Source organism: Streptosporangium longisporum, from assembly GCF_039534895.1.
Classification (GTDB): Bacteria; Actinomycetota; Actinomycetes; order Streptosporangiales; family Streptosporangiaceae; genus Streptosporangium; species Streptosporangium longisporum.
The window spans coordinates 1,059,116-1,079,979 of sequence record NZ_BAAAWD010000006.1 but is presented as its reverse complement, the minus strand read 5'-3'; the positions used below and the strand labels follow the sequence as shown (position 1 = coordinate 1,079,979).

General features: G+C 70.8%; 22 protein-coding genes. 19 read left to right on the top strand and 3 right to left on the bottom strand.

Annotated features, from left to right (window positions below):
• Nucleotides 1-91: 91 nt before the first annotated feature.
• The 3 genes from ABD832_RS08995 to ccsB are packed head-to-tail and all read left to right on the top strand — an operon-like array spanning nt 92 to nt 3,580.
• Nucleotides 92-826, top strand: a complete 735-nt coding sequence (locus tag ABD832_RS08995) for a cytochrome c biogenesis CcdA family protein (protein WP_344891092.1) — start codon at nt 92-94, stop codon at nt 824-826.
• Nucleotides 826-2,580, top strand: a complete 1,755-nt coding sequence (gene resB, locus ABD832_RS08990; protein ID WP_344891090.1) for a cytochrome c biogenesis protein ResB — start codon at nt 826-828, stop codon at nt 2,578-2,580. Before ABD832_RS08995 ends, resB begins: the two co-directional genes overlap by 1 nt.
• Nucleotides 2,570-3,580: a c-type cytochrome biogenesis protein CcsB gene (gene ccsB / locus ABD832_RS08985; RefSeq protein ID WP_344891087.1), complete on the top strand. Its 1,011-nt coding sequence runs from the start codon at nt 2,570-2,572 to the stop codon at nt 3,578-3,580. The genes resB and ccsB overlap by 11 nt, the downstream gene beginning before the upstream one ends.
• A 215-nt stretch (nt 3,581-3,795) precedes the next feature.
• On the opposite strand, the gene ABD832_RS08980 is transcribed toward ccsB, so the two are convergent.
• Nucleotides 3,796-4,095: a PLD nuclease N-terminal domain-containing protein gene (locus ABD832_RS08980; RefSeq protein ID WP_344891085.1), complete on the bottom strand. Its 300-nt coding sequence runs from the start codon at nt 4,093-4,095 to the stop codon at nt 3,796-3,798.
• A 244-nt stretch (nt 4,096-4,339) separates the two neighbouring features.
• Here ABD832_RS08980 and ABD832_RS08975 point away from each other — a divergent pair, with 244 nt between their 5' ends.
• Entirely contained in the window at nt 4,340-5,044 is a 705-nt protein-coding gene (locus ABD832_RS08975) for a hypothetical protein (protein ID WP_344891082.1), read from the top strand.
• Nucleotides 5,045-5,054: 10 nt separating this feature from the next.
• Complete coding sequence (locus ABD832_RS08970; protein ID WP_344891079.1) at nt 5,055-5,360, top strand: hypothetical protein; 306 nt, start codon at nt 5,055-5,057, stop codon at nt 5,358-5,360.
• Nucleotides 5,361-5,549: 189 nt separating this feature from the next.
• On the opposite strand, the gene ABD832_RS08965 is transcribed toward ABD832_RS08970, so the two are convergent.
• Nucleotides 5,550-5,789: a BldC family transcriptional regulator gene (locus ABD832_RS08965; protein ID WP_012887349.1), complete on the bottom strand. Its 240-nt coding sequence runs from the start codon at nt 5,787-5,789 to the stop codon at nt 5,550-5,552.
• Between the two features lie 263 nt (nt 5,790-6,052).
• On the opposite strand from ABD832_RS08965, the gene ABD832_RS08960 reads away from it, so the two are divergent.
• A complete protein-coding gene (locus ABD832_RS08960; RefSeq protein ID WP_344891076.1) occupies nt 6,053-6,250 on the top strand; it encodes a DUF4229 domain-containing protein in 198 nt (65 codons plus the stop codon).
• Here ABD832_RS08960 and ABD832_RS08955 read toward each other — a convergent pair.
• Nucleotides 6,234-7,595: a delta-60 repeat domain-containing protein gene (locus ABD832_RS08955; RefSeq protein WP_344891074.1), complete on the bottom strand. Its 1,362-nt coding sequence runs from the start codon at nt 7,593-7,595 to the stop codon at nt 6,234-6,236. The genes ABD832_RS08960 and ABD832_RS08955 overlap by 17 nt on opposite strands.
• A 77-nt stretch (nt 7,596-7,672) precedes the next feature.
• On the opposite strand from ABD832_RS08955, the gene ABD832_RS08950 reads away from it, so the two are divergent.
• The 13 genes from ABD832_RS08950 (at nt 7,673) to nuoK (ending at nt 20,801) form a co-directional block, all read left to right on the top strand.
• Complete coding sequence (locus ABD832_RS08950) at nt 7,673-8,410, top strand: demethylmenaquinone methyltransferase (protein ID WP_344891072.1); 738 nt, start codon at nt 7,673-7,675, stop codon at nt 8,408-8,410.
• A 149-nt stretch (nt 8,411-8,559) separates the two neighbouring features.
• Nucleotides 8,560-9,837 carry a geranylgeranyl reductase family protein gene (locus ABD832_RS08945; RefSeq protein ID WP_344891069.1) on the top strand — a complete coding sequence of 426 codons (1,278 nt, stop codon included), beginning with the start codon at nt 8,560-8,562 and terminating at the stop codon, nt 9,835-9,837.
• A 127-nt stretch (nt 9,838-9,964) separates the two neighbouring features.
• A complete protein-coding gene (locus ABD832_RS08940) occupies nt 9,965-10,324 on the top strand; it encodes an NADH-quinone oxidoreductase subunit A (RefSeq protein ID WP_344891066.1) in 360 nt (119 codons plus the stop codon).
• A gap of 2 nt (nt 10,325-10,326) precedes the next feature.
• Nucleotides 10,327-10,878 (top strand): NuoB/complex I 20 kDa subunit family protein, encoded by a 552-nt coding sequence (locus ABD832_RS08935; RefSeq protein ID WP_344891063.1) that lies wholly within the window; start codon nt 10,327-10,329, stop codon nt 10,876-10,878.
• Nucleotides 10,875-11,570 (top strand): NADH-quinone oxidoreductase subunit C, encoded by a 696-nt coding sequence (locus ABD832_RS08930; protein ID WP_344891060.1) that lies wholly within the window; start codon nt 10,875-10,877, stop codon nt 11,568-11,570. Before ABD832_RS08935 ends, ABD832_RS08930 begins: the two co-directional genes overlap by 4 nt.
• A complete protein-coding gene (locus tag ABD832_RS08925; RefSeq protein ID WP_344891057.1) occupies nt 11,567-12,892 on the top strand; it encodes an NADH-quinone oxidoreductase subunit D in 1,326 nt (441 codons plus the stop codon). The genes ABD832_RS08930 and ABD832_RS08925 overlap by 4 nt, the downstream gene beginning before the upstream one ends.
• Before the next feature lie 92 nt (nt 12,893-12,984).
• Nucleotides 12,985-13,725: an NADH-quinone oxidoreductase subunit NuoE gene (nuoE, locus tag ABD832_RS08920; protein WP_413224553.1), complete on the top strand. Its 741-nt coding sequence runs from the start codon at nt 12,985-12,987 to the stop codon at nt 13,723-13,725.
• Between the two features lie 76 nt (nt 13,726-13,801).
• A complete protein-coding gene (nuoF, locus tag ABD832_RS08915) occupies nt 13,802-15,088 on the top strand; it encodes an NADH-quinone oxidoreductase subunit NuoF (protein WP_344891052.1) in 1,287 nt (428 codons plus the stop codon).
• Nucleotides 15,089-15,155: 67 nt separating this feature from the next.
• Complete coding sequence (locus ABD832_RS08910; protein ID WP_344891049.1) at nt 15,156-17,828, top strand: NADH-quinone oxidoreductase subunit G; 2,673 nt, start codon at nt 15,156-15,158, stop codon at nt 17,826-17,828.
• Nucleotides 17,828-19,177, top strand: coding sequence for an NADH-quinone oxidoreductase subunit NuoH (nuoH, locus tag ABD832_RS08905; protein ID WP_344891046.1), 1,350 nt, complete (start codon nt 17,828-17,830; stop codon nt 19,175-19,177). The genes ABD832_RS08910 and nuoH overlap by 1 nt, the downstream gene beginning before the upstream one ends.
• Nucleotides 19,164-19,679 (top strand): NADH-quinone oxidoreductase subunit NuoI, encoded by a 516-nt coding sequence (gene nuoI, locus ABD832_RS08900; RefSeq protein WP_344891043.1) that lies wholly within the window; start codon nt 19,164-19,166, stop codon nt 19,677-19,679. Before nuoH ends, nuoI begins: the two co-directional genes overlap by 14 nt.
• A complete protein-coding gene (locus tag ABD832_RS08895) occupies nt 19,672-20,508 on the top strand; it encodes an NADH-quinone oxidoreductase subunit J (RefSeq protein ID WP_344891041.1) in 837 nt (278 codons plus the stop codon). Before nuoI ends, ABD832_RS08895 begins: the two co-directional genes overlap by 8 nt.
• Nucleotides 20,505-20,801, top strand: coding sequence for an NADH-quinone oxidoreductase subunit NuoK (gene nuoK, locus ABD832_RS08890; protein ID WP_344891038.1), 297 nt, complete (start codon nt 20,505-20,507; stop codon nt 20,799-20,801). Before ABD832_RS08895 ends, nuoK begins: the two co-directional genes overlap by 4 nt.
• The last annotated feature ends 63 nt before the right edge of the window (nt 20,802-20,864 follow it).

The window sequence follows — 20,864 nt, the reverse complement described above, 5'->3', positions numbered from 1 at the left end:
GTGCCCACCGGTGCCGTCGGTGCCGCCCGGGTCACCCCGCCGGCGGGACACGGTCTCGCCGGTCTCACCGTTCTCACACCAGGGGCCCGCCATGGGCGTTGACCTCGCCGGTACGGTCGCCGGCGGCTCGCTGGCGCTGGCGCTGCCGATAGCGGTCGCGGCCGGGCTGGTCTCGTTCCTGTCGCCGTGCGTGCTGCCGCTGGTCCCCGGCTACCTGTCGTACGTGACCGGCATGAGCGCCGACCCCAGGCGGGGGCGCATGGTGGCCGGGATCGTGCTGTTCGTGCTGGGGTTCGCCACGGTGTTCGTGGCCGGGGGTGCCCTGTTCGGCGGGCTGGGCGCGGCGCTGTTCGGCAACGCCGGGATCATCACCCGGGTGCTCGGCGGGCTCACGATCGTGCTCGGCCTGGCCTTCATGGGGGCGATCCCCGGCCTGCAGCGCGACGTCCGCATCCACCGGCTCCCGGCCGCGGGACTGGCCGGGGCTCCCCTGCTCGGCCTGGTCTTCGGCCTCGGCTGGACCCCCTGCATCGGCCCCACCCTCGCCGTCGTGCTCACCCTCGGCCTGAACGAGGGCAGCGCCGGCCGCGGCGCCGTGCTCGCCTTCGCGTACGCGCTCGGTCTCGGCCTGCCGTTCGTGGCGGCGGGACTGGCGTACAGCAGGGCACTGCGCACGTTCAAGGCGGTGCGGCGGCACTCGCAGCTGATCACGCGCGTGGGCGGCGTCATGCTGGTCGTCGTCGGGGTGCTGCTCGTCACCGGGATCTGGGAGCAGCTCGTCGCGGCCATGCAGGGCTGGGTCGGCGGATTCGAGCCGGTGATCTGATGGAGCGCACCGGCCCGGTGACGGAGGAGGAGCAGACGACGGCGGAGGCCGCGGTGGACCGGGGACGTCCGGCCGGGCTCGGGGTCGTGGGCTGGGCGCGCTGGTTCTGGCGGACGCTCACCTCCATGCGGACCGCGCTGATCCTGCTCTTCCTGTTTGCCCTGGCGTCCGTGCCCGGCTCGATCTGGCCGCAGCGCGGCGTCTCGGACGCCAAGGTCGCCCAGTACTTCGCCGACGACCCCGCGCTGGCCCGATGGCTGGACCGGTTCTGGCTGTTCGACGTGTTCCAGGCTCCCTGGTTCGCCGCGATCTACCTGCTGCTGTTCGTCTCCCTGATCGGCTGTGTGCTCCCGCGCACCGCGGCCCACCTGCGGGAACTGCGCAGGAAGCCGCCCGCGGCGCCGCGCAACCTGAGCAGGCTGCCGCACCACGCCTCCTTCTCCTCGGGCCTGACCGTCGGCGAGGCGGCCGCGCGGCTGCGCGCGAAGCGGTTCCGGGTGACCACCGGCCCCGGCTGGGTCGCCGCGGAGAAGGGCTACCTGCGTGAGAGCGGCAACCTGCTGTTCCACGTGGCCCTGCTCGGCCTGCTGCTCGCGGTCGGCGCCGGAGCGCTGTACGGCTACCGCGGGAACGTGCTGGTCGTGGAGGGCGAGGGGTTCGCCAACACGGTCGCGGCCTACGACCGGTACATGCCCGGCCAGCAGGTGAGCGCCGAGTCGCTGGAGCCGTTCTCCTTCACCGTCGAGGACTTCCAGGCGACCTACATCGCCAAGGGCGACAAGGCCGGCCAGGCCCTCGACTACGCGGCCAGGCTCAAGGTCGAGGACGCCCCCGGGGTGGCCGCCCGCGAGCACCTTCTCAAGGTCAACGAGCCGCTGGACGTCAACGGCACGCTGAGCTACCTCATCGACCACGGCTACGCGCCGACCTTCAGGATCACCGACGGCAAGGGGCAGGTCGCCTTCGACGGGCCGGTGGCCTGCCTGGTGGTCCAGCCCGCCACCTTCACCTCCGAGTGCGTGATCAAGGTTCCGGACGCGCAGCCCGAGCAGCTCGGCGTGCTGGTCGCCTTCCTGCCCACGGCCGTGCCGATGGGCTCGGAGTGGGTCTCGATCTTCCCCGGGGCCGCCAACCCCACCGCTCAGGTGTACGGGGCCTTCGCCGGTGACCTCGGCCTGGAGAGCGGCCGTCCGCAGTCGGTCTACGAGCTCGACCCGACGAGCCTGAAGAAGATGAAGCCGCTCCTGATGAAGGCCGACCCGCTGGAGGTCGGCGGGAGACTCGCGCTGCCGGGAGGAGCCGGCTCGATCGAGTTCACCGGGGTCAAGGAGTGGATCGCCCTGCAGGTCGCCTACGACCCGGGCAGGATGCCCGCCCTGGTCTCCGCGGTCCTCGCCGTGGCCGGGCTCGTGCTGACCCTGACCGTCCGCCGCCGCAGGGTGTGGGTACGCGTCCACGAGGCGTCCGGCGGAGCGGGCGTCCCGGGCGGCGACGGGCACCGCGTCGAGGTGGGCGGCCTCACCCGCACCGAGGGCGGTGACTTCGGCGAGGAGTTCGACGAGATCGTCTCCGCCCTGGACACGGAACCCCGGGACGAGGGGTCCCCGGCCCCGGAACCGGCGAACACGGAGCCTTCGACCCCGGAACCTTCCACCCCGGAACCCTCGACCCCGGAACCTCCCACCTCCGAACCCTCCACCCCGGAACCTTCGACCCCAGGACCTTTGAACCCAGGAGTGCAGGATGCCCGCTGAGGTCGATACCGGCCTCGCCACGTTGAGCGACCAGCTCATCCTGGCGACGGTGCTGCTCTACGTCTTCGCAATGATCGCTTACGCCCTGGACCTGGCCTTCGGCCGGCCCGCGGAGGCGTCGGCCCGCGCCGCGCGTCCGAGGCTCGCTCCCGTCGGCGCCGGTGTCGGTGCCCCCGGTGCCGCTTCCGGTGTCACCGCCGGGACCGGTGCGGACCCGGACCCGGCCGTGGCGGGGACCGGGCGGGTCGACGGACCGTCCGGCGGGCCCCCCGCCTGGACGAGGTGGGCGGGGCCCGCGGGCGTCGCGCTGAGCTGGCTCGGCTGGGCCGCCAACCTCGCCTCCCTGCTCACCCGGGGCCTGGCCGTGGGCCGCTGGCCCTGGGGCAACATGTACGAGTTCGTGGTCGCCATGTGCTTCGCGGCGATGAGCGCGTTCCTGTTCATGCAGCTCCGCTACCGCGTCCGGTTCCTGGGCGCGTTCGTCGCGGTCGCCGCCGCCCTGGGGCTGGGCTTCGCCGTCCGCTACCTGCACGTGCAGGCCGGTCCGGTGGTGCCCGCGCTGAACTCCTACTGGATCGCGATCCACGTGTCGGCGGCGATCATCGCCAGCGGGCTGTTCATCCTGTCGGGCGTCTCCGGCATCCTCTACCTGGTCAGGAAGGACGGCTCGGTCCGCCTGCCGTCCCGGCCGGACCTGGAGCGGGTCGCACACCGGGCCATCGTGATCGGCTTCCCGATCTGGACCTTCGCCGTCATCGCCGGTGCGCTCTGGGCCGACAAGGCATGGGGCCGCTACTGGGGCTGGGACCCCAAGGAGATCTGGGCCTTCATCACCTGGATCGCCTACGCGGCCTACCTGCACGCCCGGGCCACCGCGGGCTGGAAGGGGAAGGCGGCCATGATCGTTCAGCTCATCGCCTTCGCGTGCCTGCTGTTCAACCTGGTCGGGGTGAACATCTTCCTGGGGGGCCTGCACTCCTACGCCGAGGTTCCCGGCTGAGTCGTGGCCGTCGAAGGTCCCGGCCGTCAGGGGTGTGATCTCGGGGGCTCACCGGCCCGGGCGGTCCGTCATCCGGCCGCCCGGTGACCCTCCACGCCGTCATACCGTCACGCCGTCGTACGGTCACGTCGTCGCACCGTCGCACCGTCGTACCGGCGCGTCGTCATACCGTCGCCCGGCCACCGGATCCCCGGTCGCCGGGACGCCGTCGCGGGTCAGTCCTCGTCGCGGAGCCTGCGGTCGAGGTCCTTGAGGAAGTCGGGGTCGTCGTCGGGCCCCTTGGGGGCCGCGGGGCGGGGGGGCTTGTTCTGCGACGGCAGCGATCGGGGTGCCCGGGGGCCGGTGGGGCGGCCGAGCAGCAGCCAGAAGACCCCTCCGGCGATCGGCATCAGCACCACGATGACCGCCCAGAGCAGCTTGGGCAGGTTCCTTGACTCCTCGTCCGGCGTGGTGATGACGTCGAACAGGCAGTAGAGCCAGAAGGCGAGTATCGCCAGACCGACAAGCATGGGCATGCCCGAACTGTAAGCCATTGCGAGAACCACTGCGGTCGGCCCGCGGTTACGGGTGACCGGCGGGGGGAGCACCCCGTACCGTAGGACCGTTGCCACTTCCCCAGGGGGTGTGATGGCACATTCGGGCGACAAGGGCCGCCATCGACGGCGGTGGTGGCAGCGGAGTCCGGCTCCGCGTGCGGAGGGCTCCCTCCGCGGGGCTCCGCGTGAGGTCCCCCGCGAGGCCGAGCGCGGGGTCGGCACGGTGACCGCCCCGGTGGTCGACCGCCCGCAGTACACCTGGAAGGACTTCGAGCTCGACGACGAGCGTCCCCGGGCCCAGCCCAACTCCCCCGACACCCCGGACCTGGGGGACGGCCTGCGTCACTGCGGGCGGCTGGAGCGCATCCTGCACCGCCAGTGGGACTCCCGTCACGAGGTGCCCACGCCGGAGGTCGTGCGGGCGGTGGAGAGCCTGGCCAGGCTGCCCGACGCGCTCAAGGACAAGCTGGCCGACGGCCTGGACGGGATCTACGTCGGCGCGGGCGGCGTACCCGACCTGGACGACATGGGTTACCTGCGCGGGGCTCCGCTCCCGTCGGGCCGGGCGACCTGGGACGTCTGCGCCGGGGCGTACGGCGACCGGAAGATCGTGGTGGGGGACCGGCCCTCGCCCACCCCCGACGTGATGATGCACGAGGTCGGGCACGCCCTGGACGACGTGGACGCCCCGCACGGCGACTGGGTCTCCGACTCCCCGGAGTTCGCCGCCCTCTACGACAGGTGCGTCCCCATGCTGGCCTCGGGGTTCCATCTGCAGTCCGGCGACCTGGGACGCAAGGAGTTCTTCGCGGACGCCTTCGCCGCGATCGTCTCCCGGCAGCGTCCCGCGCTGGTCGACATGCTCGGCGGTGACACGCGGATGGCGCTCGACGTCATGTTGTTCTTCAACCGGCGCTACGGAATCTAGGTGATCTGGGATGTACGTCGTCAGGCTCGCTGACGGGACCCTGCGCGTGCCGCAGACCCTGGCCAGCGAAGACGGGCGTCTGATCGGCAACGCCTACGTGGAGGTGTCCCCGGGCGATCCCGACTACGAGCGCTGGCTGGCCGAGTCGCTCACCGAGGAGGAGTGGGCCGATCGCCGCAGGCGCTGGCTGAAGGAGAACGACGAGCTCGAACGGGAGTTCCTGGCCTTCAAGGCCGAGCAGGAGACCTGGACGGGCCGGGACCCGCAGGAGCCGGGCCGGATCACTCCGGGCGGCTCCGGGGGCGGGACGCGGTGACGGGGGAGGTCACCGTCGGGGTCGATCGGTGCCGTCGGGGGTCGTCGTTCGGGGTGGTACGGGTTCGTCGTCGTTCGGCGTCGTCGGGGGTCCCGGTGGTGTCGCGTGACGTCTGGGACGACTCCACGGTGACCCTGCGGCTTCCGGGTAAGGCGCGCAGGATCACCGATGGTGTGACGTCCTAAGTCGTCAAACGCGCGGGGACTCGCCTGCCGGCCGTTCGGCCGTCAAGACGTCCTCTCCACGCAGAAGGGCGTGCACTTCCGACTCGCGGAAACGCCGGTGCCCTCCGGGGGTACGGATGCTGCTGATGCGGCCTGCCGCGGCCCAGCGTGTAACCGTCTTTGGGTCGACCCGAAAGAGGGCGGCAACCTCTCCGGGCGTCAGCAGACGCTCGCTGCTACTCTCCACAATCTCTCCCCCTCGCATCCCGCTTCCTGCCAGCGGGCGGACAGGTAACCAGTGTGCCGAGCGAAGCCTGATTTATCCGTGGTTTTCAACAAAGATCACGGGTTGTTATCGACTGCCTGCCCGATTGTTATATGATAGAGCCTTTTTGAGACGCTCGTGGGTGTTTCTTTACGAAACTGATCTCTTGTGAAGACTAGCAGCGCTCGCAGTCGATGCGAAGAGCGTCCGCATGGTCACCCGCGATCGTGCCTGGAGGAACGGTGTGACGTAACCTCGATGCCGTGCATCCCGTCATCGTTTACACCGCGTCCCGGGCCGGCCTGCTGATCGTGAGCCTGGGAGTGCTCTATATCCTCGGCCTGCGCCAGCCCCTGGTCCTGCTGATCGCCGCATTCCTGGTCAGCGGGGTGGCCAGTTACGTCCTGCTCTCGAAGCAGAGGGACGCGGTGAGCGAGCGAATCGCTAAGAATCGGGAGTGATCGGCAACGGGAACATGCCGACTCGGGCATGGTACTCGTGACCAAGCCGGGTTGTGTCACTACCAACGAGTAATCCGTCCCGATGGGCCAGGAATGCCTTGACTCCGATTCCTGGATCGCGGGTGGGGTTCCATGTCAGGGCCCTGCCGGTACGCGGATGGATCGCCCCGATCCCCGGCCGCGCCACCGCGCCGGGGCCCGCCGAGTCGCGTCCGCGGGGATTGTTCAGCCAGCGCTGGTGCCCGCCGACGTAGACGGCGGCCCCGGTGGCGGCCACCGCGTAGAGCGAGTCCCCGCCGGTGTGGTTCACCCAGGCCGGTTCCACCCGGCCGGCCGCGTCCGTCCGGAAGCTCGCCGCGGTGTCGCACATCCGGTCCGGGCCCATCGGCCCGCCGGTGGTGACGACGGCGAGGTGACCGCCGCCCGGGGCGAAGTCCAGGCCCCGCAGGTAGCCGGGGAAGTCCGACCGGCACCTGCCCCGGTAGGCGTCGGTCCGCCAGGGCGCGACCGCCGCCGGTGAGACGGTCACGTCGACCAGGCCGAGCTGCGAGCGCGGCAGAGCGCCCAGGGTGCCGAAGTCACCGGCCACCGCCAGCCGGGTACGGCTCAGGGCGAGCGCGTGGACCCGGACGCGGCCGCCCCTGGGTGCGGCCGGTTCGACGGTGAACGCCGGGTCGGCCGTACCGGTCACCGCGTCCAGCCTGGCCAGCGCGGTGCGCGGGACGTCGCCGACCGCGGTGAAGTCACCGCCGACGTACAGGGCACGGCCGGACCTGACCAGGGCGGTGACCGTGCCGCCCCGCACCCGGGCGCCGAAGCGGGCCACGGCCGAGCCGTCGGAGAGCCGCAGCAGGGCCAGGCCCCGCGTCCATCTCCCTCCGGCCGAGGTGAAACGGCCGCCCGCGTAGACGGTGCCGTGCACGCCCGCGGCCAGCGCCCGTACCGGGTGGTCGGGCTGCGGCGCGAAGCCGGGCAGCACCCGGCCGGTGGCCAGGTCGTAGGCGAACAGGTTGCGGCGCCGCAGCACCCGGGAGCCGCCCGCCTCGCGCACCGCGCCGAACGCGCCGCCGACCACCACCGTGCCGTCCACCAGCGCGAGGGCGTTGACGATCCCGTCGAGCACGTGCGGGGTGGTGTCCACCGGATCGGCCGAGACGACCCGGGCGTGCCCGACACCGGCGGCGTACCGGCCGGGGATCGCCGACGCGGCCGGGACGACCCGGGGGTGCCCGGTGCCGGCGGCGTACCGCCCGGGGGTCGTCGACGCGGCCGGGACCGGCGGGACGGCCGGGATCAGGGCGGTGACCAGGGCGGCGACCGGTACGAGGACACTGCTGGCAAACATTTGACAATTTTTAGCACGCGCGGGGTGACCGGACGGCTACTTTCCGTGGATCGTCCGCGCGGGCCTAGTCTTGGTCCATGACGCGCGCTTCTCTGGACAAGCAGCCGCACGAGGTCGCCGCGATGTTCGATCGCACGGCCCGGCGGTACGACCTGGTCAACGACGTGATCTCCCTGGGCCAGGTCCGGCTCTGGCGCAAGGCGGCCGCCGCGGCCGTCGACGCCGGGCCCGGTGAGCTCGTCCTCGACCTGGGGGCGGGCACCGGCACCTCCACCGACGCCTTCACCACCCTGGGCGCCCGCGCGATCGCCTCCGACTTCTCGCTCGGCATGCTGAGCACCGGGGTCCGGCGCCGGGGCGGCTCGGGCATCTGGGGCGGCGGCGTCCGGGGGGTCAGCTTCGTCGCCGGGGACGCACTCCGGCTGCCCTTCGCCGACGACGTCTTCGACGCGGTGACGATCTCCACGGCGCTGCGCAACGTGCACGACACCGCCGGGGCGCTCCGCGAGATGTACCGGGTGGCCAGGCCGGGCGCGCGCCTGGTCATCCTGGAGTTCTCGCACCCGACGCCCAGGTCGTTCGACCTCGTATACTCGCGGTACCTGATGAAACTGATGCCGCAGGTCGCGAAGGTCCTCGGGTCCAACGACGACTCCTACGAGTACCTGGCGGAGTCGATCCGGGCCTGGCCCGACCAGGCGGGCCTGGCGAGGATCATCCAGGGAGCGGGCTGGGAACGGGTCGCCTGGCGCAACCTGAGCCTCGGCATCGTGGCTCTTCACCGGGCCTACAAGCCCGCGCGCGAGACCGCGTAGAAGGTTGCCGATCCGTAGCCGCACCCGTCTGACACTTTGCTCCGCAAAGGCGTTAGACTTCGGCCCGACAAGTTTGTGAAGACCTTCACAAAGGAACGAAAGGCCCCTCACCCCGAGGCCCCCACAGCGTGTAGGACAGGACAGGTCCCGTGACCGTGCCAGCCGTCGTACAGCGAAAGATCGCTGAGGCTGACGCCGACGTCATCGTCGTCGGCGCCGGGCCTGCCGGTTCGACGACCGCTTTCCATCTCGCCCAGGCCGGACTCGACGTCCTGCTGCTGGAGAAGACCACCTTCCCCCGCGAGAAGGTCTGCGGCGACGGCCTGACCCCCAGGGCCGTCAAGCAGCTCATCACCATGGGGATCGACATCGACGCCCCCGGCTGGGTCCGCAACAAGGGCCTGCGCGTGGTCGGCGGCGGCATGCGCTTCGAGCTGGACTGGCCCGAGCTGGCCAGCTACCCCGACTTCGGCCTGGTCCGCACCCGCCAGGACTTCGACGAGATCCTGGCCGGCAACGCGGTCAAGGCGGGCGTCCGGCTGCTCCAGGGGGTCAACGTCACCGCCCCGATCCTGGACGACCGCAGCGGGCACGTCGTCGGCGTGGTGGCCAAGCGGGAGGGCGAGGAGGTCTCCTACCGCTCCCGGCTGGTGGTCGCCGCCGACGGCAACTCCACCCGGATCTCCCTGGCGATGGGGCTGCACAAGCGCGAGGACCGCCCGATGGGCGTCGCGGTGCGCACCTACTTCGAGAGCCCCCGCCACGACGACGACTACCTGGAGACCTGGCTGGAGCTCTGGGACGGCGACACCCTGCTGCCGGGCTACGGCTGGATCTTCGGCGTCGGCGACGGCACCTCCAACGTCGGCCTGGGCCTGCTGAACACCAGCGAGTCCTTCAAGGGCATGGACTACCGCGACCTGCTCAAGCGCTGGGTGAAGGGCATGCCCCCCGAGTGGGGCTACGTCGAGGAGAACATGACGTCCCCGATCAGGGGCGCCGCGCTGCCGATGGCCTTCAACCGCCAGCCGCACTACACGCGGGGCCTGGTGCTGGTGGGCGACGCGGGCGGGATGATCAACCCGTTCAACGGCGAGGGCATCGCGTACGCGATGGAGAGCGGGCACATCGCCGCCGAGTCGATCGTCCAGGCGCTCGGCAGGGTGACCCCCGCCCAGCGCGAGCGGGTGCTGCGGGCATATCCTCAGACGCTGAAGGACGCCTACGGCGGGTACTTCACCCTCGGCCGCGGGTTCGTGGAGCTCATCGGGCACCGCGGCGTGATGAACTTCGCCACCCGTCACGCGCTGCCGCACCCCCGCCTGATGCGCTTCGCGCTCAAACTCCTTGCTAATCTCACCGACCGGCGGGGTGACGCGTCCGACCGCATCATCAACGCCCTGTCCAAGGCGGCGCCACCGGCATGATCACCAATCGGCGTGCCCGACGGCACCTGCGACCCGGGGCGATGATCGCCCTGCCTAGACTTTCGGAACACACCGACATGCAGAGCTACGCGCCGGCGCGCGTGGAGATGGGAGAGGAGGCGTAGCGATGGAGTTGTACGCACCCATCCTGGTGCTCGCCGTGCTCGCGGCGGGATTCGCGATCTTCTCGGTGACGATCGCGCCCTTCACCGGTCCCAAGCGCTGGAACCGCGCGAAACTCGACGCCTACGAATGCGGCATCGAGCCGACGCCCCAGCCCGTGGGCGGAGGACGTTTCCCGCTCAAGTACATGATCACCGCGATGCTGTTCATCGTGTTCGACATCGAGATCATCTTCCTCTACCCGTGGGCGGTCGCCTTCGACCAGCTCGGCATCTTCGGGTTGGTCGAGATGCTCCTGTTCATCGTCACCGTGCTCGTGGCCTACGCGTACGTGTGGCGCCGCAAGGGTCTGGACTGGGACTAGATATGGGTCTTGAAGAGAAACTTCCGAGCGGATTCATGCTCAGCACGGTCGAGCAGGTGGCCGGCTGGGCGCGCAAGAACTCCGTCTGGCCGGCGACCTTCGGTCTCGCCTGCTGCGCCATCGAGCTGATGTCCACCGGCGGACCCAAGCACGACCTGGCGCGCTTCGGCATGGAGCGCGCCTCGGCGTCTCCGCGCCAGGCCGACCTGATGATCGTCGCGGGCCGGCTGTCGCAGAAGATGGCCCCGGTGCTGCGCCAGATCTACGACCAGATGGCCGAGCCCAAGTGGGTCATCGCCATGGGCGTCTGCGCCTCCAGCGGCGGCATGTTCAACAACTACGCGATCGTGCAGGGCGTCGACCACGTCGTGCCGGTGGACATCTACCTGCCCGGCTGCCCGCCGCGGCCCGAGATGCTGATCGACGCGATCGTCAAGCTGCACGACAAGATCCAGAACACCAAGTTCGGCGCGCACCGCGCCAAGCAGATCGACGACCTCGAACTGCAGGCACTGCGGACGCTGCCGCTCATCGACCAGGGAACCGTCAAATGACGACCGAACCCACCGGCAACCTCCCCGAGGTCCCCGAGGTGCCCGAGCAGCCGGTGAGCCGCCTGGGCATGTTCGGCGCCAAGGACAGCGGTGACACCTCGGGCTACGGCCGCCTCGTCGTGCGGCGCAAGCCCGAGCTGTCCAGCGTCCGCCCGTACGGCGGCTACTTCGACACGATCGCCGACGAGCTGGAGCGCGCTCTGGGCGCCTCCTTCGGCGAGGCCGTCGAGCGCGTCGTCGTCGACCGGGGCGAGCTGACCTTCCACGTCAGGCGCGAGCGCCTGCTTGAGGTCGTCCAGGTGCTCCGCGACGACCCGGCGCTGCGCTTCGAGCTCTCGCTCGGCGTCTCCGGCGTGCACTACCCCGAGCGGGAGGGCGAGGAGCTGCGCGCGGTGATCCACCTGTGCTCGATCACGCACAACCGCCGGATGCGCGTCGAGGTCTCCTGCTCCGACGCCGACCCGCACATCCCCTCCACGGTCTCGGTCTACCCCACGCACGACTGGCACGAGCGGGAGACCTGGGACTTCTTCGGCATCATCTTCGACGGCCACCCGGCGCTGACCCGGATCATGATGCCCGACGACTGGGACGGCCACCCCCAGCGCAAGGACTACCCGCTCGGCGGCATCCCGGTCGAGTACCGCGGCGCCGAGATCCCCGCGCCGGACCAGAGGAGGTCTTACACATGAGCGCCCCCTACGAGGAGGCCACCGAGGGGAAGGTCTACACCGTCTCCGGCAACGACTGGACGGACCTGGTCGACACCCTCACCGGCCAGCAGGACCAGCAGCTCGTCATCAACATGGGCCCCCAGCACCCGTCCACGCACGGCGTGCTCCGGCTGGTGCTGAACCTGGACGGCGAGACGGTCACCGAGGCCCGCACGGTCATCGGCTACCTGCACACCGGCATCGAGAAGAACCTCGAGTACCGGACGTGGACCCAGGGGCCGACGTTCGTCACCCGGATGGACTACCTCTCGCCGATCTTCAACGAGACGGCGTACTGCATGGCCGTGGAGAAGCTGCTCGGCATCACCGACCGCGTCCCCGAGCGGGCCCAGGCCATCCGCGTGATGATGATGGAGCTCACCCGCATCTCCTCGCACATGGTGGCCATCGGCACCTTCGGCATGGAGCTCGGCGCGACCACCCCGTTCCTGTTCGGCTCCCGCGAGCGGGAGATGGTGCTCGACGTGATGGAGTACATCACCGGCCTGCGGATGAACATGGCCTACGTCCGGCCGGGCGGCGTCTCCGTCGACCTGCCGGCCGGCGCCGTCGACAAGGTCGGCGAGCTGCTCAAGGTCATGCCGGGGCGGATCAGGGACATGCGCAAGATGCTCGACGCCAACCCGGTCTACCTGGCCCGTACCAGGGACGTCGCCTACCTCGACCTCACCGGCTGCATGGCGCTGGGCGTCACCGGCCCGATGCTGCGGGCCGCGGGCCTGCCCTGGGACCTGCGCAAGTCGCAGCCCTACTGCGGCTACGAGACCTACGAGTTCGACGTGCCGACCGAGAAGAGCGCCGACGTCTACGGCCGCTACCTGGTCCGGGTGGCCGAGATGGAGGAGTCGCTCAAGATCATCGAGCAGGCCCTCGACCGCATCTCCGGCCCGCTGAAGAACGACCGGGTCATGATCGACGACAAGAAGATCGGCTGGCCCGCGCAGCTCGCGCTCGGCCCCGACGGCCTGGGCAACTCGCCCGACCACATCGCGCACATCATGAGCGGCTCCATGGAGGCGCTCATCCACCACTTCAAGCTGGTCACCGAGGGCTTCAGGGTCCCGGCCGGACAGGTCTACTGCCCGGTCGAGTCGCCCCGCGGCGAGCTCGGCGCCCACGTGGTCAGCGACGGGGGCACCCGCCCCTACCGCGTCCACTTCCGCGATCCGTCCTTCACGAACCTGCAGGCCATGCCCGCGACGTGCGAGGGCGGAATGATCGCCGACGTCATCTCTGCGGTGGCCTCGATCGACCCCGTGATGGGAGGTGTCGACCGATGAGCGCGACCACGCGCCCGGCCGGCGAGCCGGACAACACCTCGCCCGGGGACGCCGGCGCGTCCACCGGCACCGGCCTGACGGGCGAGACCGCCCTGAGCACGAGCACCGGCACGGGCGGTGAGCCCTCCAACGCGGGCGCCCCCGGCACGGGCCGCCAGGAGAGCGCGGCCCAGCCCGGGACGTACGGGCCCGAGGTCCGCGAGCGCCTGGAGCGCGACGCCAAGGAGATCATCGGCCGCTACCCCAGGCCGCGGTCGGCCCTGCTGCCCCTGCTGCACCTGGTGCAGTCCGAGGACGGCTACGTCTCCGACGCCGGCCACGAGTTCTGCGCCGAGATCCTCGGCCTGAGCAAGGCCGAGGTGGTGGGCGTGTCCACCTTCTACACCATGTACAAGCGCAAGCCGATGGGCCAGTACCACGTGGGCGTGTGCATCAACACGCTCTGCGCGGTCATGGGCGGCGACCAGATCTGGGACGAGCTGACCGAGCACACCGGCGTCGGCCACGACGAGACCACCCCCGACGGCAAGGTCTCGCTGGAGCGGCTGGAGTGCAACGCCGCCTGCGACTTCGCCCCGGTCATGATGGTCAACTGGGAGTTCTTCGACAACCAGACCCCCGCCTCGGCCAAGCAGCTCGTCGACGACCTGCGGGACGGCAAGGAGATCGCGCCGACCCGCGGCCCGAAGAGGCTCTGCACGTTCAAGGAGGCCTCCCGGGTGCTCGCGGGCCTGCCCGACGGCCTGGCCGGTGACGGCCCCTCGGCGGGAGACTCCTCCCTGGAGGGGCTCAGGATCGCCAAGGCCAACGGATGGAAGGCTCCCGAGGCGTGAACGGGCGCAACGAACGAGCCGGCATGCACGGCACGACCCCGTCGCCCGGCGACGGGCTGCCAGGCGAGGAGACGAAGTGACCACTCTCACCCCGGTTCTCACCGCGAACTGGGACCAGCCGAACTCCTTCACCCTGGAGGGCTACGGCGACTACTCGGCGGCCAAGAAGGCGCTGGGCATGGACCCGGACGCCGTGATCCAGGCGGTCAAGGACTCCGGCCTGCGCGGTCGCGGGGGCGCGGGCTTCCCCACCGGCATGAAGTGGGGCTTCATCCCCCAGGGTGACGGCAAGCCGCACTACCTGGTGGTCAACGCCGACGAGTCCGAGCCCGGCACGTGCAAGGACATCCCGCTGATGATGGCCAACCCGCACGCGCTGGTCGAGGGCGTCATCATCACCGCGTACGCGATCCGCGCCAACCACGCGTTCATCTACGTGCGCGGCGAGGTCGTGCACGTCGTCCGCCGCCTGCAGGCGGCCGTGGCCGAGGCGTACGCCAAGGGCCTCCTGGGCCGTGACCTGTTCGGCTCCGGCTTCGACCTGGAGCTGGTCGTGCACAGCGGGGCCGGCGCCTACATCTGCGGCGAGGAGACGGCGCTGCTCGACTCGCTGGAGGGCTTCCGGGGCCAGCCCCGGCTCAAGCCGCCCTTCCCGGCCGTGGCGGGCCTGTACGCCTCGCCCACCGTGGTCAACAACGTGGAGTCGGTGGCCAGCGTCCCCTCGATCATCGCCAACGGCGCCGACTGGTTCGCCGGGATGGGCACGGAGAAGTCCAAGGGCTTCGGCATCTTCTCGCTGAGCGGCCACGTCACCCGCCCCGGCCAGTACGAGGCCCCGCTCGGCATCACGCTGCGCGAGCTGCTGGAGATGTCCGGCGGCATCCGCGAGGGCCACACGCTCAAGTTCTGGACCCCCGGAGGGTCGAGCACCCCGATCTTCACCGCCGAGCACCTGGACGTCCCGCTGGACTTCGAGTCCGTCGGCGCCAAGGGCTCGATGCTCGGCACCCGGGCACTGCAGATCTTCGACGAGACCACCTGCGTGGTGCGCGCCGTGCTGCGCTGGACCGAGTTCTACGCGCACGAGTCCTGCGGCAAGTGCACCCCCTGCCGGGAGGGCACCTTCTGGCTCAAGCAGGTGCTCAAGCGGCTGGAGAAGGGTCAGGGCACCGAGGAGGACCTGACCACGATCACCGACATCGCCGACAACATCCTGGGCCGGTCCTTCTGCGCCCTGGGCGACGGTGCCACCAGCCCCATCCACTCGTCGGTCAAGCACTTCCGCGACGAGTACCTCAAGCACTTCGAGATCGGCGGCTGCCCGTTCGATCACGCCCCCTCCCGAGCGTGGGCGGCGAAGTGAACGCGCTCAGGCAGCCAACCGGCAAGCACAGCACCGTCTCGGTCGCCAGGCCGACGGAGGAGACGCCATGACCGTCGAAGCCACCACCCCGGCGCAGACGCCGGTGGACCTGGTCACCGTCACCATCGACGGCTTCCAGGTGAGCGTCCCCAAGGGCACGCTGATCATCCGGGCGGCCGAGCTGCTCGGCATCCAGATCCCCCGGTTCTGCGACCACCCGCTGCTGGAGCCGGCCGCCAACTGCCGCCAGTGCCTGGTGGACATCCCCGACGCCGGCAACGGCCGCGGCTTCCCCAAGCCGCAGCCGTCGTGTGCGATCGAGGTCGCCCAGGGCATGGTCGTGCAGACCCAGCTCACCTCTCCCGTCGCGGAGAAGGCCCAGCGCGGCGTCATGGAGATGCTGCTGCTGAACCACCCGCTGGACTGCCCGGTCTGCGACAAGGGCGGCGAGTGCCCGCTGCAGAACCAGGCCATGTCCAACGGCCAGGGCGAGAGCCGCTTCGTAGAGAAGAAGCGGACGTTCGAGAAGCCGGTGCCGCTCTCCACGGAGGTGCTGCTCGACCGCGAGCGCTGCGTCCAGTGCGCGCGCTGCATCCGCTTCTCCGACGAGATCGCCGGTGACCCGTTCATCGACTTCTTCGAGCGCGGGGCCAAGGAGCAGGTCGGCGCCGCGGACGGCGAGCCGTTCGAGTCCTACTTCTCCGGCAACACCGTGCAGATCTGCCCGGTGGGCGCGCTGACCAGCGCCGCCTACCGCTTCCAGGCCCGCCCGTTCGACCTGGTCTCCACCCCCACCGCCTGCGAGCACTGCGCCAGCGGCTGCTCGCTGCGCACCGACCACCGGCGCGGCAAGATCACCCGCCGCCTGGCCGGGGACGACCCCGAGGTCAACGAGGAGTGGAACTGCGACAAGGGCCGCTGGGCCTTCACCTACGCGACCCAGCCCGACCGGCTGCGCACGCCGCTGATCCGTGACGAGCAGGGCCGCCTGGTCCCGGCCTCCTGGCCGGAGGCGTTCGCCGTCGCGGCCAAGGGCCTGGCCGCCGCCCGCGGGCGCGCGGGCGTGCTCGTCGGCGGCCGGGTCACCGTCGAGGAGGCGTACGGGTACGCCAAGTTCGCCCGGCTCGCGCTCGGCACCAACGACATCGACTTCCGCGCCCGGCCGCACTCGGCCGAGGAGACGCTGTTCCTGGCGCACGCCGTGGCCGGCAAGGGCATCGAGGTCCGCTACGCCGACCTGGAGAACGCCCCGGCGGTGCTGCTGGCCGGGTTCGAGCCCGACGAGGAGTCGCCGATCGTCTTCCTGCGGCTGCGCAAGGCGTGGCGCAAGAAGGGCCTGAAGGTCTTCTCGGTTGCGCCGTTCGCCGGTCCCGGACTGGCCAAGATGGGCGGCACGCTGATCCCGGCGGTCCCGGGCACCGAGGCCGCCGTGCTGGACGATCTGGCCGCCGCCGACCCGGCCGCGGCCGCGGCGGTCCGCCTGCCGGGTGCGGTCATCCTGGTCGGCGAGCGGCTCGCCACCGCGCCGGGCGCGCTCTCGGCGGTGCTGAGGCTCGCCTCCTCCACCGGGGCACGGCTCGCCTGGGTGCCGCGCCGCGCCGGTGAGCGCGGCGCCCTGGAGGCCGGTGCGCTGCCGAACCTGCTGCCGATCGGCCGCCCGGTCGGCGACGAGAGCGCCCGCGCCGAGATCGCCCGCGCCTGGGACGTCGCCTCCCTGCCCGAGGCCGAGGGCCGCGACACCACGGGCATGCTGGCCGCCGCCCTCGACGGCGAGCTGGACGCCCTGGTGGTGGCCGGGGTCGACCCCTACGACCTGGCCGCGCCGCACGCCGCCCTGCTGGCCATGGAGAACACCCCGTTCATCGTGAGCCTGGAGCAGCGCGCCAGCGCGGTCACCGACCGCGCCGACGTGGTGTTCCCGGTCGCCGTGGTCGCCGAGAAGTCCGGCACCTTCGTCGACTGGGAGGGACGCGGGCGCACCTTCACCGAGGCGCTCACCGTCCCCGGCGTCATGAGCGACCTGCGGGTCGTCTCCGCCGTCGCCGACGCCATGGACGTCCACCTGGGCCTGCCCGACGCCGCCGCGGCCCGCCGCGAGCTGGCCTCGATCGGCGCCTGGCGCGGCTCCCGCGCCGCCGCCCCCGACGCCGCCGGGCACCCGGCCGTCCGGCCGGAGGCCGGGCAGGCCGTCCTGGCGAGCTGGCACCTGCTGCTCGACGACGGCCGCCTGCAGGCCGGTGAGCCGTACCTGGCCGGTACCGCCCGCCCGGCCGTGGCGCTGGTCTCCCCGGCCACCGCGGCCGAGAACGGCCTGACCGACGGCGGCCAGGTCACGGTCGGCACCGAGCGCGGCTCGCTGACCCTGCCGGTGCGGATCGCGGCCCTGCCCGACCGGGTGGTCTGGCTGCCGGCCAACTCCGCCGGCCGCTCGGTCACCCGCGACCTGCGCGCGGTCCCCGGCGACGTCGTCACGATCGCCGCCTCCCGGACCGGCGCCGCGGACGACCGGTCGGTCGCCCCGGCCGCGGCGAGCCCGGCCACGCCCGCCGCGGTGAGCACCGTCGCGGGCACAGGCGCCGTCACAGGCACCGCCGGGGGCACCGGGGGCACCGTCACCGACGGTGCCACGGGGGTCATCACGGGCACCGTCGTGAGCGCCGGCGCCGGTCCCGACGAGCGTGCCCCCGGCACGAGGGCCGGCGAGGCACGTGCCGCCGGCGAAGCCAACGAGGAGCGGTAATGAATGCCCGGACTCTTCTAGCGGCCGATCCGACCCTCGCCGACTTCGGCAAGGACCCGCTCTGGATCAGCATCATCAAGGCCGTCGTCATCTTCATCGTCCTGATGCTGGGCGTGCTGTTCGGCGTCTGGTTCGAGCGCAAGCTCATCTCGCGCATGCAGAACCGGTACGGCCCCAACCGCGCGGGCAAGTTCGGGCTGCTCCAGTCGGTGGCCGACGGCCTCAAGATGGGGCTCAAGGAAGACCTGATGCCCCGGACCGTCGACAAGGTGATCTACTTCATCGCCCCGGTCGTGCTCGCGGTCCCGGCATTTTTGGCCTTCTCCGTCATCCCGATGGGCCCGAAGGTCTCGATGTTCGGCGTCCAGACGCCGCTGCAGCTCACCGACCTCCCGGTCGCGGTGCTGCTGGTGCTGGCGATGGCCTCCATCGGCGTCTACGGCGTCGTGCTGGCCGGCTGGGGCTCGCGCTCGCCGTACTCGGTCCTGGGCGGCCTGCGGGCCAGCGCCCAGGTGGTCTCGTACGAGATCGCGATGGGACTGTCGTTCGTCGGCGTGTTCCTGTTCGCCGGGACGCTGTCCACCTCCGAGATCGTCGCGGCGCAGGCCAGCGGCGGGACGCTCACGCTGGGCGGGCTGCAGCTGCCGATGCCCTCGTGGTACATGATCCTGCTGATCCCGTCCTTCCTGATCTACATCGTCACGATGCTGGGCGAGACCAACCGGGTCCCCTTCGACCTGCCCGAGGGTGAGGGCGAGCTGGTCGGCGGCTTCCAGACCGAGTACTCCAACTCGCTGAAGTTCGCGGTCATCATGCTCGCCGAGTACGTCAACGTCTTCGTGGTCTCCGCGGTCTCCATCACCCTGTTCATGGGCGGCTGGCGGGCCCCGTGGCCGATCTCCATGTGGGACGGGGCCAACGCCGGCTGGTGGCCGCTGCTGTGGTTCTTCCTCAAGATGGTGCTGGTCTTCTCCTTCTTCGTCTGGTGCCGCGCCTCGCTGCCGCGCGTCAGGTACGACCAGCTCATGGCGCTCGGCTGGAAGATCCTCATCCCGATCAACCTGGCGTGGATCCTGCTCGTGGCCACCGTCAGGGCCCTGCAGCTGCCCGAGGTCAACCGGGCGCTGGTGCTCATCCTGGCCGCGCTGGTCATGGTCGCCTGCCTGGGGATCTGGTGGCGCTTCGACAGCGTGCTGCAGAAGCGCAAGGAGGCCAAGGCCGCCCAGGTCGAGGCCGAGTTCGAGCAACTCCAAGCCGAGCCCGCCGCGGGTGGCTTCCCGGTTCCGCCGCTCGACCTGCCGCACTACCACGGTGTAGTGCGCAAGGAGGTTCCCAGTGGGAGCAACTGATTGGCTGAACCCCATCAAGGGGTTCGGCGTGACCTTCCACACGATGTTCAAGAAGGTCGAGACGGTCAACTATCCGGAGGAGCACAAGCCCACGGCTCCGCGCTTCCATGGCCGGCACCAGCTCAACCGCTGGCCCGACGGCCTGGAGAAGTGCGTCGGCTGCGAGCTGTGCGCCTGGGCCTGTCCGGCCGACGCGATCTTCGTCGAGGGCGCCGACAACACCGACGAGGAGCGGTTCTCGCCCGGTGAGCGCTACGGACGCACCTACCAGATCAACTACCTGCGGTGCATCCTGTGCGGCCTGTGCATCGAGGCGTGCCCGACACGGGCGCTGACGATGACCAACGAGTACGAGCTCGCCGACACCAGCCGTGAGAGCCTCATCTACACCAAGGAGATGCTGCTCGCGCCGCTCGGTCCCGGCATGGAGATCCCGCCGCACCCCATGCGTCTCGGCGAGACCGAAGAGGACTACTACCGGCTGGGACGCAACAATGGGTGAGACCGTCACGTTCTGGGTCCTGGCCGTCGTCTCGGTGGCGGCGGCCCTCGGCCTCGTCTTCAGCCGCAAGGCGGTCTACTCGGCGCTCATGCTGGGCGTCGTCATGCTCTCGCTGGCCGTGCTGTACGCGATCCAGGACGCCCCCTTCCTCGCCGCGGTGCAGATCATCGTCTACACCGGCGCGGTCATGATGCTCTTCCTGTTCGTGCTGATGCTGGTCGGCGTCGACTCCGCCGACTCGCTGGTGGAGACGATCAAGGGACAGCGGCTCTGGGCGGCCGTGGCGGGCCTGTCGTTCGCCGCCCTGCTCGCCCTGGGCGTCGGCAACGCGGCCTTCTCCGCGCCCGCCGGCATGGACCAGGCGGTCCAGGCGGCGGGCGGCAACGTGCCCTCGCTGGCCCAGCTGATCTTCACCAGGCACGTCTTCGCCTTCGAGGTCACCTCGGCGCTGCTGATCACCGCCGCGCTCGGCGCGATGGTGCTGGCGCACCGCGAGCGGGTCCGGCCCAAGGCCACCCAGCGCGACCTGTCCCGTGCCCGCTTCAGCGGCCCGCAGCCCTCGCCGCTGCCCGGTCCCGGCACCTACGCGCTGCACAACGCGATCGACATGCCCGCCCTGCTGCCCGACGGCACGGTCGCGGCCAAGTCCATCAACCGGGTGCTGGCCAGGCACGAGATCGAGGACGGCTTCGCGCCGACCGACCCGGCCAAGGCGGCGCTCATCAAGCAGGTCCTGGAGAAGGACGCGGACACCGACCGCGCGCCCGGCCCGGACACCGCGCCCGTCCAGGTGAAGGACCCGGCGCTCCCGCAGGAGGACGGCAAGTGACCACTCACTACCTGGTGCTCTCCGCGCTGCTGTTCGCGATCGGCGCCGTCGGCGTGCTGGTGCGGCGCAACGCGATCGTGGTGTTCATGTGCGTCGAGCTCATGCTCAACGCCTGCAACCTCGCGTTCGTCACCTTCGCCAGGCAGCACGGCAACCTGGACGGCCAGCTCATCGCGTTCTTCGTGATGGTGGTGGCCGCGGCCGAGGTCGTCGTCGGCCTCGCCATCATCGTGATGATCTTCCGAACCCGCAGGTCGGCGTCTGTGGACGACGCCAACCTGCTGAAGTACTAAGAGGTGGCCGTGGAACCCGCTGAGATCATCCAGCATTCCGGGGGCGCGATCGGGGTCTCCTGG

Bases quoted from the DNA above. Each gene is read 5' to 3' on its own strand.
- ABD832_RS08995 (WP_344891092.1), top strand. From the start codon at position 92: ATGGGCGTTGACCTCGCCGGTACGGTCGCCGGCGGCTCGCTGGCGCTG.
- resB (WP_344891090.1), top strand. From the start codon at position 826: ATGGAGCGCACCGGCCCGGTGACGGAGGAGGAGCAGACGACGGCGGAG.
- ccsB (WP_344891087.1), top strand. From the start codon at position 2,570: ATGCCCGCTGAGGTCGATACCGGCCTCGCCACGTTGAGCGACCAGCTC.
- ABD832_RS08980 (WP_344891085.1), bottom strand. From the start codon at position 4,095: ATGCCCATGCTTGTCGGTCTGGCGATACTCGCCTTCTGGCTCTACTGC.
- ABD832_RS08970 (WP_344891079.1), top strand. From the start codon at position 5,055: ATGTACGTCGTCAGGCTCGCTGACGGGACCCTGCGCGTGCCGCAGACC.
- ABD832_RS08965 (WP_012887349.1), bottom strand. From the start codon at position 5,789: ATGCGAGGGGGAGAGATTGTGGAGAGTAGCAGCGAGCGTCTGCTGACG.
- ABD832_RS08955 (WP_344891074.1), bottom strand. From the start codon at position 7,595: ATGTTTGCCAGCAGTGTCCTCGTACCGGTCGCCGCCCTGGTCACCGCC.
- ABD832_RS08950 (WP_344891072.1), top strand. From the start codon at position 7,673: ATGACGCGCGCTTCTCTGGACAAGCAGCCGCACGAGGTCGCCGCGATG.
- ABD832_RS08940 (WP_344891066.1), top strand. From the start codon at position 9,965: ATGGAGTTGTACGCACCCATCCTGGTGCTCGCCGTGCTCGCGGCGGGA.
- ABD832_RS08935 (WP_344891063.1), top strand. From the start codon at position 10,327: ATGGGTCTTGAAGAGAAACTTCCGAGCGGATTCATGCTCAGCACGGTC.
- ABD832_RS08930 (WP_344891060.1), top strand. From the start codon at position 10,875: ATGACGACCGAACCCACCGGCAACCTCCCCGAGGTCCCCGAGGTGCCC.
- ABD832_RS08925 (WP_344891057.1), top strand. From the start codon at position 11,567: ATGAGCGCCCCCTACGAGGAGGCCACCGAGGGGAAGGTCTACACCGTC.
- ABD832_RS08910 (WP_344891049.1), top strand. From the start codon at position 15,156: ATGACCGTCGAAGCCACCACCCCGGCGCAGACGCCGGTGGACCTGGTC.
- nuoH (WP_344891046.1), top strand. From the start codon at position 17,828: ATGAATGCCCGGACTCTTCTAGCGGCCGATCCGACCCTCGCCGACTTC.
- ABD832_RS08895 (WP_344891041.1), top strand. From the start codon at position 19,672: ATGGGTGAGACCGTCACGTTCTGGGTCCTGGCCGTCGTCTCGGTGGCG.